General features: G+C 39.6%; 10 protein-coding genes. All 10 read left to right on the plus strand.

Features of this window, described 5'->3' with window-relative positions:
* The first annotated feature begins 100 nt into the window (after positions 1 to 100).
* The 10 genes from GR929_RS19420 to GR929_RS19465 all read left to right on the plus strand — a co-directional run bounded on the left by GR929_RS19420 (position 101) and on the right by GR929_RS19465 (position 18,999).
* Entirely contained in the window at positions 101 to 3,454 is a 3,354-nt protein-coding gene (locus tag GR929_RS19420; protein WP_159523009.1) for a TonB-dependent receptor, read from the plus strand.
* 33 nt (positions 3,455 to 3,487) lie between these two features.
* The gene (locus GR929_RS19425) at positions 3,488 to 4,987 is read left to right on the plus strand and encodes a RagB/SusD family nutrient uptake outer membrane protein (protein ID WP_159523011.1); all 1,500 of its coding nucleotides are present in this window, start codon (positions 3,488 to 3,490) and stop codon (positions 4,985 to 4,987) included.
* 233 nt (positions 4,988 to 5,220) lie between these two features.
* The gene (locus GR929_RS19430; RefSeq protein WP_159523013.1) at positions 5,221 to 6,393 is read left to right on the plus strand and encodes a glycoside hydrolase family 172 protein; all 1,173 of its coding nucleotides are present in this window, start codon (positions 5,221 to 5,223) and stop codon (positions 6,391 to 6,393) included.
* Between the two features lie 234 nt (positions 6,394 to 6,627).
* Positions 6,628 to 8,451: an alpha/beta hydrolase gene (locus tag GR929_RS19435; protein ID WP_159523015.1), complete on the plus strand. Its 1,824-nt coding sequence runs from the start codon at positions 6,628 to 6,630 to the stop codon at positions 8,449 to 8,451.
* Positions 8,452 to 8,484: 33 nt separating this feature from the next.
* Complete coding sequence (locus GR929_RS19440) at positions 8,485 to 10,689, plus strand: alpha-amylase family protein (RefSeq protein WP_159523017.1); 2,205 nt, start codon at positions 8,485 to 8,487, stop codon at positions 10,687 to 10,689.
* A 20-nt stretch (positions 10,690 to 10,709) separates the two neighbouring features.
* Positions 10,710 to 12,038, plus strand: coding sequence for a BNR repeat-containing protein (locus GR929_RS19445; RefSeq protein ID WP_159523019.1), 1,329 nt, complete (start codon positions 10,710 to 10,712; stop codon positions 12,036 to 12,038).
* A 55-nt stretch (positions 12,039 to 12,093) separates the two neighbouring features.
* Positions 12,094 to 14,481, plus strand: coding sequence for an alpha-L-rhamnosidase-related protein (locus GR929_RS19450; protein WP_159523021.1), 2,388 nt, complete (start codon positions 12,094 to 12,096; stop codon positions 14,479 to 14,481).
* Between the two features lie 95 nt (positions 14,482 to 14,576).
* A complete protein-coding gene (locus tag GR929_RS19455; RefSeq protein ID WP_159523023.1) occupies positions 14,577 to 15,368 on the plus strand; it encodes a polysaccharide deacetylase family protein in 792 nt (263 codons plus the stop codon).
* Between the two features lie 23 nt (positions 15,369 to 15,391).
* On the plus strand, positions 15,392 to 16,636 hold the full coding sequence (locus tag GR929_RS19460; RefSeq protein WP_159523025.1) for an MFS transporter: 1,245 nt from the start codon (positions 15,392 to 15,394) through the stop codon (positions 16,634 to 16,636).
* Positions 16,637 to 16,671: 35 nt separating this feature from the next.
* Complete coding sequence (locus GR929_RS19465) at positions 16,672 to 18,999, plus strand: GH36-type glycosyl hydrolase domain-containing protein (protein ID WP_159523027.1); 2,328 nt, start codon at positions 16,672 to 16,674, stop codon at positions 18,997 to 18,999.
* Positions 19,000 to 19,007 lie beyond the last annotated feature (8 nt).

The raw sequence follows: 19,007 nt of genomic DNA on the forward strand, positions 1-19,007 counted from the left end.
CAATCAAAAGCCGGCAAATGCTGTAACATTATACCGGCAGCTGAATTTAAATAATACGGTGCTGTAACACCATATAAATAACTTAAAATCATTCAAATTTATGAAAAAAAATGCAAATGCCAGCCGGCCCGGTGTTCGGGCATGGCAAAAACTATTATTGAAGATGAAACTAACAATGTTGATAATCTTGACTTGCTTGTTGCAAGTTTCTGCAACAGTTTACTCTCAATCAACAAAATTTTTTTTTGAGTTTGATAATAAAGAGGTTGTCGATGTCTTGAAAGAGATTGAAGGGCAGAGTGACTTCCGGTTTTTCTACCAGAATGAGCAGATTGATGTTCAGAGGAAAGTTAATATCAGTGTTTCGGGGAAAAACGTTGAAACTGTTCTTGATAAAATTTTTAAAAATCAAGGTATAACTTATAAGATATTTGAAAACAAGATGATTCTCTTGTCTCCGGATGTAAATTCGGTCAATTACAAAAGCTCACAGCAAGGACCTGTAAGAGGTAAAGTAATTGGCGCGAACGGAGAACCGTTACCAGGGGTGACCGTTGTTGTTAACGGCACTACAAATGGTACAATTACTGATTTTGATGGGGTATATAACCTAGCTAATATTCCTGCGGATGCGACTTTAACATTTTCATTTGTGGGTATGAAAAACCAGAATATCAATGTTGAGGGTAAATCAGTGATCGATGTGGTTCTGGAAGAAGATGCTATTGGTTTGGAAGAAGTAGTTGCTATTGGGTATGGAGTTACAAAAAAGAGTGACTTAACGGGTTCTGTCTCTGTTGTTTCTGCTGAAAGTTTAGAACGCAAGCCAGTAATCAGGGTTGAAGATGCATTAAGCGGTCAGGCTTCGGGTGTTCAGGTACAAAAGCCAAATGGTGCACCTGGTTCAGGAATGAAAATACGTATCCGTGGTGCAAACTCAATCAATGGAAGTAACAGTCCTTTGTATGTAATTGATGGCTTTATTGGAGCAGACATTGTTTCATTAAATCCAAGCGAAATTGAGTCAATCAATATCTTGAAAGATGCATCATCTACTGCAATATATGGATCACGTGGTGCAAATGGTGTTGTACTCATCACAACCAAATCAGCTAAAATAGGCGATGCGAAAATCGAATTTGACGCATTTTACAGTGTTGATCAAATTAGTAAAACTTATGATTTGCTCGGGCCTGTTGAATATATGGAGACCGTAAATGCACGACTCAGTGCATTGGGACAAGGGGTACAATTTACACCCGGTGATATTGCGGAGGTTGCTGCGAATGGAGGTACTGACTGGCAAAATGAGTTGTTCAGGAACGGGGCTACTCAGAATTATCAGTTGTCGTTTAATGGTGGAACAGAAAAAACACAATATTATTTGTCTGGTACAGTTGCAGATCAAAAAGGTATTGTTCTGAATTCCTTTTATAAAAGATATGGCTTACGGACGAATATTAATTCACAGTTGAGAAATAACTTTGATCTGGCTTTTACAATGTATTCTACTTATGAAGAATTTAGAAATAACTACAACCACAATGGTAGGGGAAATGCATCTGGAGCAGCTTTGATATTTGCGCCAAATATTCCGATATGGGACGAAGCTGAGAACGATTACACTCAGTCTCCCTCTTATGGCCCTATTGCCAGTAATCCAATTTTTGCGGCCAAAGAAGTACTGTATGACAGCAGGCAATTTAAAACATTGGCAAACCTCCAGTTAAATTATGAAATTTTAGATGGATTAACCATTTCTATAGGTGGTGGAGCAAAAGGGTATATCTATAATAATCCTTTTTTAAAGACAGCCGGTCCGGGAACTCCAAAGTCAAATACAGAAGCCGGGTACAATAACGGGTTTACATGGAATTTGCAGAACACAAATATGATTAATTACAGCAAAGTTTTTGCTGACAAACACAGTTTTAATGTTTCTGCTATTCATGAACAACAAATTAGTATTGCAAGGGTAAACGGATCATGGGCTACAGGTTTTCCGACCATATCATTAGGATACAATAGTACACAACTGGGAAGTACCGCAAAAGTAAGCTCGGGTTATGAAAACTGGTCAATAGAATCATTTCTTGGCAGGTTGAATTATACCTATGATCAAAAATATTTATTCACGGCCACTTTTAGGGCTGATGGTTCCTCTAAATTTTACGGCGATAATAAATTCGGTTATTTCCCTTCAGGAGCTTTTGCCTGGAGAATGTCTAATGAGCCTTTCATCCAAGAAATTTCAGCGATTCAGAATTTGAAGTTCAGAGCGAGTTACGGTGTCACCGGTAGTCAGGCGATAGGACCATATAAAACGTTGAGCTTGTTAGCCCTGGGACAAAACTATTCCTATGATGGATCAACAAATCAAAAAATTGGTATTGGTCCGGGAGTTGCTGCGAATCCTGATTTGAAATGGGAAACTACCGCTCAAACCAATGTTGGATTTGACTTCGGTTTGTTCAATGGAAAGCTATCTGGGAATGTTGATTATTATTATAAAAAGACCACTGACCTACTTTTGGATGTGAATATTCCGGATTATAGTGGTGGTGGAAAAATTACACAGAATGTGGGTTCTTTAGAGAATAAAGGTTTTGAATTTTTATTGTCAGGAGTACTTGTTGATAAATCAAAGCTAAAGCTGAACACTAGTTTTAACTTCAGTATGAATAGAAATAAAATCCTTGATTTGGGAGACGATGAAGAGATCTTTACAGATGGTGGTTATACTGCAAATTCCTACGCGGCTCCTCCATTTATTCTTAAAGTTGGTGAACCTTTGGGACAGTTCCGCGGATATCGATTTGATGGGCTTTGGCAAGAAAATGAGGCAGCTCAAGCGGCCGAATATGGCTTAGTTTCTGGTGATTCCAAGTATTGGGACAAAAACAACAATAAGAGCTATGATGGTGAAGATATGACCAACATTGGTTCTGCTCAACCTGATTTTATTTGGGGATGGAACACTTCTCTTCAATATGGCGACTTTGATTTGTCAATATACGTTAACGGAGTACAAGGTAATGATGTATGGAACCAGACTCGTTGGTTAATGATTGGTATGGGTACTGATGTAGCAAACCCCACCTCTGTCGATATTTTGGATCGATGGACTCCTAACAATACTGATACAAATGTTGCTGGTTTTAGCGCAAGTAACACGACATACGCACAATCATCCTTGTTTGTTGAAGACGGAAGCTTTATTCGGTTGAATAATGTGACACTGGGTTATACATTTCCCAAAAGTGTTCTTTATAATAAATTAGGCAATGCAAGGATATATGTAAGTGCTCAGAACCTGTTTGTGATTACCAACTATTCTGGAATTGATCCTGAATTAACCTCTACTCCAACCTGGTCTGATACTGCTCAAGGTATCGATAATGGTACTTATCCTTCAACACGGACATTTACTTTTGGTGTAAAAGTTGGTTTTTAATTAGAATGAATGTTTAAATAAAAAATGATTCTTATGAAATTCAATTATAAAAGATACAAATCATTATTCTTCCTGTTTTTGGTATTAGGAACCTTTTCATGCCAAGACTCGGAAGAGCAGCCTCTTGGATCATTGGTGAATGATTCTTTTTTCAAAACCGAGTCGGATTTGACTGCTGCAGTTACTGCCGCATATAGACCATTGATTCAGGACCCTTGGGGTGGATATGGGTCAACCAGAATGTGGGTTCCTTTAATGGGAGCTGATGATTTAACGACTCTTCCGGGTGGAAATAAGCAGGATTTTCGCGAATTTGACACTTTTAATCCAACGAACATCAACCCGGCTTTGATCGGATCGGCATGGAGAAATCCATACGATATTATTTACGCTGCAAATAATGTGTTGGAAAATTATGATAAGGTCGAAGGTAGAGAGGAATTTATCACTCAATCTGTGGCACAAGCACGTTTTTTAAGGGCGTTTGCCTATTTCTGGATAACTCGTGTTTATGGTGACCTCCCCTTGGTTACTTCAACTGTAACTGATTTGGAAATTGAACTTTCACCTGTTTCTTCAATCTATGAATTAATTGTTGAGGATTTGCAATTTGCAAAATCGAACCTGCCTGTTTCATGGACCGAACCGGGAAAACCAACTTCCTGGACTGCAAAATCGTATCTTTCATTGGTATATTTAACCATGGGAGGCTGGCCTTTAAAAGATGAATCAAAATATGCATTGGCAGCAGCTGAAGCAAAGGACGTGATCGATAACGGTCCATATACGTTGATGGAGAACTTTGCTGACCTTTGGACAATGGAAAATGAAAAGAATAGTGAATTTATATGGTCTATTCAGTATACAGGAATTGCAGGTAATCCGCAGCTAACTTCCATCGTGGGTTACACAACAATGCCAAGTGAGGAAAATGGTTGGGATGATTTGTTTTTCGAATTAGGATTTTATAATCGTTTCCCTGATGGTCCGCGCAAAGATGCAACATTCCATACGCAATTTGAAGATGCAGAGGGAAATCCAACGATTACCTTTGATCAGAGTTCTTCAAAACATCCGTATATGGCAAAGTATCGTGATGGAGCGATCAGATACTTGCCAAGTTTTATGCATCCATTTATGACAGGTCGTGATATCTGTCACTTAAGATTAGCTGAAGTGATGTTAATTTATGCTGAAGCTCAGACAATGGCCGATGGTTCTCCGAATACAGCAGCTTACAATGCTATAAACCAAATTCGGTTTCGCGCCGGGTTAGACGATTTGACTCCAGGTTTAGGAAAGATTGATTTTAGAGATGCAGTTATTGAAGAACGTGGGTGGGAACTAGCTGGAGAATATTCTCGTTGGTTTGATCTGATTCGCACAGAAAAAGTGGAAGAAATGGCAGCACTTAAAGATCCATTGGATTTGCAACCGAAGGGAACCGTCAATAAAAGTATTTATCATGCTCCAATTCCATACAGTGAAATACTACTGAATCCGAATCTGGCTAACGGAACGCAATATCCTTAAATATAAAAAAGAAACTTTAGTAGTAGGGTTTCTATTGTTATTTGTAAGAAGCTGATCCCATATTAGTTGGGATCAGCTTACTCAAATTAATAAAAATAACCTGTCCCATTTTTTAAAACAGATACTCTTATTAAAAAACAACTTTTGAGAGATTAGGAGTCTAAAGATTATAGAATAGAATCTTGACTTCCAAATGCCCGATTAATGGAGTAACAATACATAAATTCAGATCAATGAAATTCAGACTATTTATTATATTCCTACTGTTTAGTAGTGTGTTGTCAGCGCAAGATCTTGGGAGTGAGCTTATGGGGATTGCGAAAATAAGAGATGGTATAAAGAGTAAACGAGTGAGTAGCTATGATATTTCAGGCAAAAACGATGACCGTCTGACAAATATTGAAGATGGGAAGAAGGCTACATTATTTGATGTAAAAGGATCAGGCGTTATTAATCATATCTGGATTACTATCGCACCACTAAATCCTGACATTACCCGAAATGATATAATCCTTCGCATGTATTGGGACGGAAATGAGTACCCAAGCGTTGAGTCACCTATCGGCCCGTTTTTTGGTCAGGGATGGAATGAAAGCTACAACTTTTCTACTTTACCTTTAGCCGCTGCTGCCCGAGATGGAAATGCATTGGTGAGTTATTTTGCAATGCCCTTTGAAAAAGGTGCCAGGATTGAAATTGAGAACCAAAGTGGCAAGACCATACATGCTTTTTACTATTACATAGATTATCAGGAATACGGTAAACTACCTGAAGGATTAGGCCGGTTTCATGCATGGTACAACAAAAAGTTAACACTTGCTCCTGATAATGGTGAAAGTGAGTGGAATTATCCTCGGGAATATGGTGTAAACGATTGTGAAGATGAAAATTATTTAATTGCCGATATCCAAGGAAAAGGACAGTTTGTTGGAGTCAATTACTACGTAATCAATCCTTCTCCAATGTGGTATGGTGAGGGCGATGACATGTTTTATATCGATGGTGATAAAAAACCAACATTACACGGAACTGGGACTGAGGATTATTTTAATACCTCATGGAGTCCCAATGAAAAGTATAGTCATCCCTATTTTGGGGCGGCCAGAGTAAATGAAAAAGTTGGATGGTTAGGCCGAACTCATGTTTACCGCTTTCATATCGCTGATCCTGTTTATTTTGAAAAATCGTTGAAATTTAGCATTGAACATGGACATGCAAATGGGCTAACTCTTGATTTGGCGAGTGTTGCATACTGGTATCAGGAAAAAGCTTCATCAATACCACAAGCAGTATCCAAAGAAGATAGACAGCCACTGCCGGAAATAGGAGTGAACGAAATTTTCAGGTGGAGGCAAGAATGGCGAAAGAACAAAGGGAATATGAAAGACCTGTGGGGAAACGAATGAATAAATAAGAGTAAAAAATACTCTAAAAATTGATTTAATGTGTCCCGATTTTAAATTTTGACTCTCTTAATTGGTAAAAGGTCGAAAGTTTACGCATTAATTTCTTGTTTTTGGGTGGGTAATCTTATGAAAATATTTCTAAACGAGGTTTTTTTTTTATTGCCGGTCGTCTGGTTGTTCGTTTCTTGTTCAAGTCCTGGTTCATTAACCCAGGACAGAATTCATTATAGTGAGGTGTTTCACAATGAAAGACATTATCGGATATACCTGCCAGCTAATTACTATAAATCAAATCGCGAGTATTCGGTAATCTACTTCTTCCACGGGTGGGGAGGTCGTCATTTTGAAGATCCAAGTGCCCATTTGGATTATGAGAACATAGAGAAACTAGTTGATAAGTATCAGTTAATCATGGTAATGTGGGATGGTAAAATGGATGATGAAGAAAAGCGCCCTTATAATATTGGCGACCACCATGATGTGAAATATGATATCCAAATGTCAGATTACTTTCCCGAGCTTGTTCAGCATATCGATTCCAACTACAGAACAGTTAAAAATCGAAACAATAGGGGGATCATTGGCTTTAGCATGGGCGGATTTATGTCTTTCTATATTGCCGGCAAGTATCCTGAAATGGTTTCAGCGGCTGTAAATATTGTTGGCAGCCCGGGCTTTTTTGTTGGGCTTCCCGAAAATCATACGCACTATCCCGTAAAATACACGTTCGACAATTTGGCTGATGTGGGGTTACTTTTTATAAATCGGACTAATTGTCCAATGGTGGGTTTGAATGACGCGGTTCACAATGGGGCTTTGTGGGAGAATCTAGGAAATTATGAGTACCGAAAGTTGGAAGGCGATCATCAGGTTGATATTCCCGGCGAAACCAAAGTGTTCGAATCTACCATTAATTTTGTCGTTGAGCAGTTTAAAAATCCCCCGGCTCTGAATGACCGATGGACGCACTATGATTTATCAAAGGACTTTGATACCTGGGATTATTCAGTGAAAAGTAATAAATCAGAGCCAGGCTTTATTGTCCTGGAAAATGTTGATCAGGATGGTTTTGGTCTTTATTCAAAACAGTGGTTACCTAAAGGCCCTCCAATTAAAGATATACAAATCAGCCTTACAACAACACCAAAATATGTTCCGGATTCACTTTATAAAGTACAAATTGTCTATCCGAAAGAAGATAAAACCGAAATCAGGAATATACGAACTAACCAAGCCGGAAGTTTGCAGTTTGATTTGTCTGGAAACGGTTGCGAGGTGGGAATTTTAACAAAAGACAACAGACCAGACCTTGTAGTTTCGGATTATCATTTTTCTGATGGCAAACATTTTCTGATACCCGGTGAAAAGCAACAGTTATTCGTTGAATTATTGAACAGAAAAGGGGATAGTCTTCCTTTTGGTGAGATTAAAGTTGAAGTTTCATGTTCTGATTCGTCTGTATTAATCAGTCAGCCTTCTGTAACATTTTCTGTTTGCAATGGTGAAAAGCTTCAACGGATTCCACCCTTTGAAATACAGTGCAATAAAATACCACCCACTGACGGATCACCAGCTTGGGTGAAGTTAAATCTAACGATTCATAACGATAGCCTTAAGTTTGAAGATGATATCGTCGTACCGGTTTGGTTTGACGTTGCTCCATTTGAGAATATTAAGGTTGATGATGGCATTCCTGTCTCGTTCACAAACCTGCAAAGTGATTATTTAAAAAACAAAGTTGATTCTGCATACGGTATCGGAAATGGAGATGGAGTTGTTAACCCATCAGAGCGTATTCTGCTTTATAAAGATAGTTGTCGCTTGCGTTTATTTTCTGAAGATCCATACCTGGTAGCCGAAGATGAGACATTGGTGGATGAGATGCTTCCGGGTATTTGGCCGGATGGTTTCACTTTTAGCTCGGTGGTTCGCATTGCTGATGACTGTCCGGATGGTCATGAAATTGAATTTTTAGGGCATTACGAAACAAAAACCCACATGCCGATGTACAGGTCGGTTCATTGGGGTAAAATAAAAGTACAGGTCAAGAAAAATTAAGAAACGAACAGACCCTATAAAACTAAAAAACTTATGATAAAGCTTAAACTATCAATTTTATTAATACTGATATGTTCATCCATCGGCTCTTTCTCAATGGTTGATGAAAAAACAAGCTGGAAACACGCATCCGGGAATTTCAATTTTCAGTGGGATCTAGAAAATGACCAGGCAAAAACTGTTTTGCAGACAACCGGACAACAAATTTGGAGTGGCAGCGTGTTGCCTGCGTTTTTGATCGAAGATGAACAGAAAAATAGGCAGTACATTAAAGCCGAAGTCAGCGAAAATGGAATTTCAACTGAGAATGACCAAACAATTTTAGCATTGAATTTTGGTGAGTTTGCCACCGGAGAAATGATTGTGAGCAAGCAAGATTGGGGTGTCGGTATTGAAAAGCTTTCTTTAAAATGGACCAATAGCATCCCCAATATCATCGATTTGTATTTTGGTACTTCCATGGTTTCTGAGGAAGGAAAAGCTTTTCTGGACGCCGATGAAATAGGCTTCCGAGGCGACTGGAGTGCTGCCGGATTCTGTGTGCCAGGAGCTAAAGAAGGAACGGCTCAAAGTTACTTCCGGATGTGGGACTTTGGTCAAACCACGATTGCTTTGGGAAATTATGGGCCATCAATGGGAACGCTTTATGGAGCAGCTTTCCCAAGACCTGTTTTAGGCTTTGCCATGGGAAATGACAACGGTTGGACTGCTTTTGGTGCCGGATCAATCCCTAATGCAGCTATGTTGCTTCAACTTAGAAATATACATGGTTATGTCAAATATGTTTACAGGGAAGATTTATGGGGAGCCGGAGAACAGGAAAGAGTATGGGAGCAACCGTTGCGCATCACTTTTGGCGAAAACTCCTGGTTGGCTTTTCGCGATTATTTTAATTCATTTCCACCGAAAGAGCCAATCTCAGAAGTTCATTCAAAATCGATCTGGAACACATGGGGAAATTGGAAAAACAAAGAATATCCTATTCGTCCGATGGTTGATTTTGCTAAAAAAGTTGGAGCCGAACTTTTCATAGTTGATGATCCATGGGAGGAATCACAAGGTTTGGGCAGGCCAAGTTTTGAGCGGTTCCCAAATTTCTATGAGGATTTTCAGTATGTCGATGACAATCAGATGCATCGGGGTGTGTGGGAGACTTTAGGCTGGATTACTGATACGGCAAAAGCCGGATTGACTTCAGCAGATTTGATCGTCAATAAAGATGGAATACCTTGTAAATCCAGCTGGAGTTTTGATCCTTTTGGTGACGGGTTTTACTGCATTGATGTTAGTTCAGAGCGTTCTCGTAAGTTTCTTCGGGAACGTACTATTTGGACAATGGAAAATGTAAAACCCAAAATAATCAAATTGGATTTTGGGTACGGAATGCCGTCACCGAATATGGGGGTTCCCAGAAATCCGGCGATTAGGGGCGAAAGATATAGTTTCGAGCTGTTTAAACTAATCGTTAATGCAGCTAAAAGCGTCGATCCCGATGTGACAATCATGTATTATGGCATCAATCCGCTTTTCCTTTCGGTGGTCGAAATGGTTTCCTTGGATGATCAAGGGGATTTATGGCATGCGGTAAAAGAGGGGCATGATCAATGGAGTATCTGGGCTTCACTGCTTTCGAATAAGCAAGTAGTTGTTAGCGGGTCGTCCGGGTATGATTGGCACAAAGATGATAATGTGATTCTAAACTCAATTATTTTGGGTATTCCCGGGGCAGTTTTGGGTACGCACTTAGATGACGGAAGTTCAGTTCCTAAAAAATATTTGAATCGTAGATTGGCAGTTTACACCTGGTATAGAAAGAATGTTCAATGGGAGCCAGTATGGTTGAATAGCCATGTAGGAGATTTAACAAATCCACCCGAAATAAAATGTTGGGGACGAGAAGATTTAATAGAAGAGGAGAAAGTGCTTACAACATTGATTTTGAATGGCTCCAAAGACGAAAGTATTGAAACTCTTAAATCTATTGAATGGCAGGGACGCTGGGCTGTTATTTCTCAAACAGATGAAAGCATCTTTAACTCATCAAAACTTGCTGTTGTACCTTTTGATGCAGGTAGTTTTTCTATTCAACTTTCCCGTAAACCATCGTCTGTACAAAAATTAAGCGTTGATGGAATTGAACCCTGTTCGGATTGGAAATGGGAAAATGGATCAATCATTTTTGAGGTAGACGACACACAGCTAGCTGAAACAGCTGGATTTATCATTCAAACCAATTAATACTAAACATGAGAATTTCGATGAATTTTAAGACTGCTGCTTCCCTTTTTATCATCCTTGTGATGGGACTGATAATGGGATGTCAATCAAATGTGACTGAAACAAAGAAGGAATTTGACAAACTTGTTGTTGACCAAATATGGTCAGGTTGTGCCGCAAATTATGATATTTTAACGGTTCCACCACATCAATTTATTGCCTATTACGACAGCGCTAAGTATATGACAGTTGCCCAACGTAAGTTGGGAGAAAATACCTGGATAAAAAAGAGGTTGGATACTCAAGTCGAGTGGGATGCGCACAATTACATCACCATGGTGCTGGATGAGGAAGGCTGTTTGCACGTTTCAGGGAACATGCATGTGGTACCACTCATTTATTTTCAAGCTGAAAAACCGTATGACGTAACCAGTTTGGTTAAAAAAGAAAGTTTAATTGGAAACGAAGAACATGCAGTAACATACCCACGGTTTTTCAAAGATCATAATGGCGATTTAATTTTCAATTATCGGACCGGGAGCAGTGGAAAAGGAAGCCAGATTTATAACCGGTACCAAGCTGAAAGTAAAAAGTGGAGCCGATTAGTTGAGGAGCCACTCATTAATGGAGAAGGTAAAACAAATGCATACATAGAAGGACCACAGTTGGGGCCTGATGGATATTTTCATATGCTTTGGGTTTGGCGGGAGAATCCGGATGCCAACACGAACACCAATTTAAGTTATGCGAGGAGTAAAGATCTGATTCACTGGGAAAAAAGTGACGGCTCTACACAGGCGATTCCAATTACGCTGGCTAATTGTGATATTGTTGATCCCGTGCCAGCTCAAAATGGGATGTTGAATGGCAATATCAGAATTGGTTTTGACTCCCAAAATCGGGTGATTGCTTCCTATCACAAATATGATGAGAACGGAAACATTCAAATTTACAACGCAAGAAGTGAAAACGGGAAATGGAAAATTTACCAGGCGACTGATTGGGACTGGCGTTGGGATTTTGGCGGCTGGGGTTCCATCATTGCACGTGTTGGCTTGTCGAAGGTTAAACTTGAAGGAGATCAGCTTACTCAAAAATACTACGTGGATACTGTTGGACAACAGAGATTTGTGATTGATGAAGCCAATTTGAAAGTGATCAAGCAAATTGAATTCAAACAAAACTACCCGGACAGTTTAACCAATTTGAGGTGGGATAGTGATTTGGCTACCGTGAATATTCTTGAAGACACTTCAGATGAATATGGCACTTATATACTTCGTTGGGAAACCTTAAGGAGAAATGGTGATAAAGGATGGGATTTTATTCCTGAATCGCAGCCGCTTGAGTTGTATCATTTCGAAAATTAAATCAAACCTCAATAAAAAGATTAAAGTAAGGCAAAAACAATAACGTATATAAAAGGTGAAACAGACGCGAATACTACTCATACTACTTATTGTCATATTTCCTTTAACGGGAAAGCCACAGGAGAGACCAGTGGAGGTAAATACGGATTGGAATAATCAGCGACACATGTGGCAGTCAGCCTGGATCACTCATCCAACAGCTTCCGGTTTTGAATATTCTGTATTCAATTTTAGGAGAAAATTTTATCTAAATGAGGTTTGTGATTCATCAGTTATTTACGTGTCGGCAGATAATCGTTATCGGTTGTATGTTAACGAAGTAGAAGTCGCAAAAGGACCTGCAAAAAGCAGTCTGCAATATTGGAAATATGAAACAGTCAATATCACTCCATTTCTAAAAAAGGGCGAAAATATTATCGCTGCTGAAGTTTTCAATTTAGGTGAATTTCGACCAGTATCGCAGTTTTCAAACCGCACAGCTTTTATTCTGCAAGGAGCAGGATATTTAGGTGAAAAACTAAATACCGGAGGTACTAATTGGCGTGTTACCCACAATAAAGCCTACAAGCCCAATCCAGTAACAAATAAAATGGTAAGGCATTTTTTTGTTGCCGGCCCCTGTGATTCGATTGCAGCTGATTTATACCCATGGGGATGGCAAAAACTAAGTTATGATGACAGTAAGTGGTTAGCTCCAAAAGCGATTGAAACAGGTGTAGGTCGTGGATTTTTACATGGTGTTTTATGGCATCTTGTCCCGAGGGAAATTCCAATGATGGAGCAACGGCTCACGCGATTTAAAAAAATTGCTCGAACAGAGGGGATTGAAGCTGATCGGCAATTCTTAAGTGGAGGTAAAAGAATAATTGTTCCGGCCAATTCAAAGGTGAAGTTGCTCCTTGATCATGAGAAATTGACTATTGGATATCCGGAGCTGATTGTATCAGGAGGTAAAAATAGCTCCATAAAAGTCACCTATGCAGAGGCACTCTATGCAAAAGATGGTAAAAAAGGGAACCGAAATATCATCGAGGGCAAAGAAATAGAAGGCTATTACGATATTTTTATACCAGATGGTGGAACAAAAAGGAAGTTTATTCCATTGTGGCTCCGTACCTGCCGTTATGCGGAGCTGGAAATAACGACATCGGAAGAACCTCTCGAATTAGAAGATTTTTATTTAATCTTCACAGCCTATCCGTTTGAGGAAAATGCTTTCTTCAAAACAGACGATCCTTCCTTAACTCAAATATGGGACACGGGCTGGTGGACGGCACGTCTATGCGCTGGTGAAACATACATGGATTGCCCCTATTGGGAACAGCTTCAATATCTAGGTGATTCCCGCATTCAGGCTCTGATTTCCTTATATGTTTCTGGTGATGACCGGTTAATGAGAAATTTATTGTTGCAAGCAGACCAATCGAGAATGCCGGAGGGACTAACGATGGGCAGAGGACCAACCAATAATCTGCAGGTAATTCCCCCATTCTCGTTGTATTGGGTTGATCTGGTTCATGATTATTATATGCACCGAAATGATCCTGTTTTTGTTCGTCAATTTCTTCCAGGGATTCGTTCAGTGTTAGGTTGGTTTGAAAGACGAATGGATGATAATGGGCTGTTGGGATCACTTGATTGGTTCAACTTTACCGACTGGACTGATGGTTTCATGTGTGGAATGCCTTCAGGTGCAGATTCTGGCAACTCAGCTCTTATCTCATTGCAATTTGCATATGCACTGGATAATGCAAGCGAGTTATTTCAGTATTTTGGCCATGATTATGAGGCTTCACAATACAAGAATTTGGCATCAAATATAAAAGAAGCTGTTTACAAGCTTTGTTACGATCGTCAAAAAGGCTTTTTTCGCGACATTCCAACAGATGAAATTTACTCGCAGCACACTAACATCTGGGCTGTATTAACAGATGCAATTCCTCAATCGGAGCAAAAAGAACTGATTGAGCGCGTGATTGAGGATAAATCGCTAATTCAGACCAGTATTTATTTTCGCTTTTATCTTTTTCAGGCCATGTATAAAGCGGGCTTAGCAAATGATTATTTGCATCAGTTAGATGACTGGAAGAAAATGATAGAGAATGGGTTAAGTACTTTTGAAGAGGGGGACTATTCAGAACGATCAGATTGTCATGCATGGAGTTCAAGCCCCAATTATGACCTTTTAGCTACTGTTTGTGGTATAAGACCATCAAAGCCCGGGTTCAAAGAAGTTTCTATAAAGCCAGCTTTTGGTGATTTGAAGACTGTTCATGCCCAAATGCCGCATTCCAATGGAATAATTGAAATTGAGTTAACGAGAAAAGGGAAATCAGGTATTACAGGTTTTGTATCCCTTCCTGAAAGTATCGTTGGCACATTCGAATGGTCAGGTAAGCATATTCACATAAGTCCCGGGAAAAATATTATTGACTTAAACTGATCGAAATATCGATATGAGATGAGCGTAAAATTGATTAATACAAACAAGGTTGGGATAAAATATCCGCAGTTGAATCTATCAAGGGGGATGGCATCATGAATAGACGAATTATACTTTTAATAGTTCTGATTGTGTTGACCTGTCAGGTAATTAATGCTCAGTTTGCATGGCCTGACGGAAAAAAAGCAGCCATTGTTTTATCATACGACGACGGATTGAATTCTCACTTAGATAATGTTGTTCCTCAGCTGAATGCTTTTGGTTTTAAAGGAACGTTTTTTCTTTATGGGTACCTTCCTGAAAACAGATTTGATGAATGGAAGCAAGTAAGTGATCAGGGGCATGAAATTGGGAATCATTCACTTTTTCATCCCTGTAAAGGAAATGGGAAAGCGGGTAAATCTTCACGTTTCTATTCTGAGAATTACGATGTTCCTTCTATCCTTAGGGAAATAGGAATGATGAGCAAACTTATCCTTGCCATAACCGGGAAGAAGCCGGTTAGTTATGCCTATCCATGTGGCGAAACGGTCGTTGGAGGTGTCGATTACTCGGATTCATTAAAACAATCGGGATTAGTGAAATATGCCAGAAACGGCAAAGATACTGATGGTATTACAAGCCTGGATAATCTTAACCCATACAAAGTTCCAGCTTACGGTGTAAAGCAGGGATCTAGTGCAAATGATTTGATTCAGTATGCTAAAACTGTAGTGAAAAATGGTGGATTGGGAATCTTTCTTTTTCATGGTGTTGGAGGCGATTACATTGATGTTGATGCGGGCGTGCACCAGGAACTTCTTGAATTCATAAATGATCAACAAGATGAAATTTGGGTGGCCACTTTTACGGAGGTGATGGGATTTGTTCAAAATACGAAAAACTAAAAATTGACTAACCGATAAAGACTATGTTGAAATTATTTAAAAAAGAATACGATCATTTTACATCGTTCCCGCGCAACATGCGAATTTTGTTGCTAACTAACCTTATTTACGCGTTGGTATTACCAATTTTGGAGCTTTTTGTTGGCGCCTATATCTTGCGTCAATCCGATAATACTTCCTATGTGGTAGTTTACCAACTAATGGTTTACCTGGGTATACCCGTCGCTTTTTTGGTCAATGGAATGTTGCTTCGGCGAATAAAAATTGCTCGCCTTTATTCGCTTGGTATGCTGATGAGTGGTGTCGCAATGACCATCATGATGATGTTGGATTCAGTTGATATTGTTGGAATTTCAATTTCAGGATTGGTGATGGGGTGTTCGTATGGATTTTTCTGGGCTAATCGCGATTTTCTGTCGCTGTCTTCTACCAACGACAGCAATCGGAACTACTATTTCAGCATGGAAACTTTTTTCTACACGATTACTTTTATTTTTATTCCCGCCATTGCAGGTTATTTTATTGCCACTGGTGAGGAGTTTGGGTGGTATCCTGCAAAAGCAGCCTACATCACATTAACCGTTGTCGTCTTCGGATTAACGATTTTTTCTTCGATCATGGTGCATCAAGGTGATTTCGATAATCCTAAAAATGAACGATTTATCTTTTTCAAGTTTCATAAAGATTGGAATTGGATGTTGTTACTTGGAGGTTTTAAGGGGATAGCCCAGGCCGCTATTTTCTTTTTCCCCATTTTGCTGATTCTTAGCTTTGTCGGTAAAGAAGGCTCACTGGGCGGACTGGTTGCTGTAGGATCAATAATCACAGCGTTGGTTCTTTACCTGATTGGTCGATTTTCCAGGCCAGAGCATCGAATCTATGTTTTTTCATTTGGCTTATTGGTTTTTCTCATGGGTGGCATGGTCAATAGCATCTTTTTCAGTGCTATTGGAGTAGTGATTTACCAAATATGCAACTCGTTATCCCGACCGTTGCTTGATGCAGCTTACTATCCGATTCAATTGGGTGTAATTGATCACATATCCGAATTGGAAAAACGAAACAAGTTTGCTTACATCTTTAATCACGAAGCGGGATTATTTGTAGGTCGTATGATTGGATGTCTTCTTTTCTTGATAGCATCCGAATATGCTTCGCCTGAGTTTGCATTACGATATGTTCTGGTGATAATTGCTTTGATTCAAGCGTTATCCATTCCGGTGGCTCAAATGCTGATTAAGAAGGTTCGAAACTATAAAAAGGCATAAACATTAAAGTAGAATAATTTCAAAATAGAAAGACAATGAGTAAGTACGGATATTTTAACGAAGACGGAACAGAATTTACGATAACCGATCCAAAGACCCCCAGGGCTTTTGATAATTTTATGTGGAACGATGTACTCTTTTCAGGAGTACATCAAACAGGGGTGGGTTTTTTTGATTACCAGGTGGATGAAAAGGAAGCAGTGCAGTTGTTTACTGGTATTGGCCGGATTTGTGATTTCGATGTTTTTGGTCGCGATCATTTGATGAGCCGCCTGATTTATGTGCGTGATAACGAAACCGGAGAGTATTGGAATGTGAACTGGGAGCCGGTAAAGAAAGCTTTTGATTCCTACGAATGTACTCATGGCCTGGGTTATTCCATCATTAAATCGGAAACCAATCAAATCGGATCATCTTTCCGAATTTTTGTGCCTAAAGGCAAAGATCCGGTTGAGCTTTGGACCATGGGATTTGAAAACAAATCAGGAAAGAAAAGAGACCTGAGTGTTTTTGTGTACAACCAATTTCAGTTCTCGTACAAGTGGGGCTTCAACAGTTACGGCGATATGTTTTTCCGAACTACCTATTTGAATGAAGAAAACAACGCTTTGATTGCCAACAAACATCCACATGTAACCCCACATAATCATCAAACAGCCTTTATGGCTCCTGATAAGAAAATTATTGGTTTTGACGGTAGTCGCGATGCGTTCGTTGGTCAGTACAATAGTATGAACGAGCCACAAGTGGTGGTAGAAGGAAAGTGCCGCAGTTCAATTGGGTCAAGTGATGCAACAGTTGGAGTTACCCAATTTAAACTGGAATTGGAGCCGGGACAATCTGAAAAAATCAATTTGGTTTTGGGTATTTCAGATTCGGTGGAAGATATGACGCCGTTGAAGGATAAATACCTCGGCAAAATGGATAAGGCTTTCGAGGAATTAAAAGAATATCACAACGATTTTATTGCGAACAACCGTTTTAATACACCGGACGAGCACTTGAACAGGATGTTGAACGTGTGGATGAAACACCAAACTGCCTACGGTGCGCAATGGTGCCGATGGGGCTGGATGGGCTACCGCGATATCGTACAGCACGGTTACGGGGTTTCTTCTTTCAATCCGGAGCGGACCAAAGTGATTTTGCGTGAAGCCTTACAACACCAATATACCAGTGGAATGGCCCTTCGTGGGTGGAATCCTGTGGATACCAAGCCATACTCTGATAGCGCTTTATGGTTGGTGTTTACATTGGTGTCATACTTAAAAGAGACCGCTGATTTTGATTTTCTATCTGAGGAAATTCAATTTTTCGATGAAGGTTCAGCTACCGTTTTGGAGCATATTGAACGGGCTTTAAATTTCCTTGAAAATAACAAAGGCGCCCACAATTTAGTACTAATTAAATTTGGCGATTGGAACGACTCTTTAACTGCAATCGGTAAAGAAGGACGTGGCGAAAGTGTTTGGCTGAGTATGGCTTATGCCGAAGCGTTACGACAAATGATTGACTTATTTGAGCATCTGGAAGATGAAAAAGTCAATGGATACAATTCTAGATACCAAAATATTAAGGATGCAATCAACAAAAATGCATGGGATGGTGATTGGTACATCCGTTGTTACGATGATAATGGACGTGCGGTTGGTTCGAGTGAAAGCCATGAAGGTAAAATATTTTTGAATACCCAAAGCTGGTCAATGATTGCCGGGATTGCTGATGAAGGACGTCAGCAACAAGTGGTTGACTCAGCCAATAAAATGCTGAATACAGATATTGGCTACCTGCTTTTGGCCCCAACTTTTACTTCTTTCGACCCGAATATTGGCCGTATCAGTTGCATGGAACCGGGTATTTGCGAGAATGGCACCGTTTATTCACATGTTAATGTTTGGATGGTCATGGGATTGTTACGAGCAGGTCGTGTGGAAGAAGCCTATCAGGCATTCAAAAAAATTACGCCGGGGTATTTTGAAGGATCGGGCAGCGATGCCAAACAAAATATGCCTCCCTATATTTATGCGAATGGCTGCTACGGCCCTGACCATAAAAACAACAAATTCCAGATGGAATTTACATGGATTACAGGATCAGTGGCATGGTTTTACAATGTATTGACTAAGGAAATGGTTGGTGTTCAGCCAGATTTTGATCAACTTGTTATCGATCCCAAACTGCCTGCTGAGTGGAATGAAATCAGTGTTAGTCGCATCTTCAGAGGCAAGAGCTTTGATATTCAGATTAATCGCTCCACTGTATCTGAGATAACTGTAAGTCTTAATGGAAATGTGATCAAAGGCAATCAAATTAAATTAGCTGATTGTCAGGCATCCAACACTGTAAAAGTTTTGATTCCTTAAATATTTCT

Origin of the sequence: Sunxiuqinia indica (assembly GCF_009847015.1) — a bacterium.
Taxonomy (GTDB): Bacteria; Bacteroidota; Bacteroidia; order Bacteroidales; family Prolixibacteraceae; genus Sunxiuqinia; species Sunxiuqinia indica.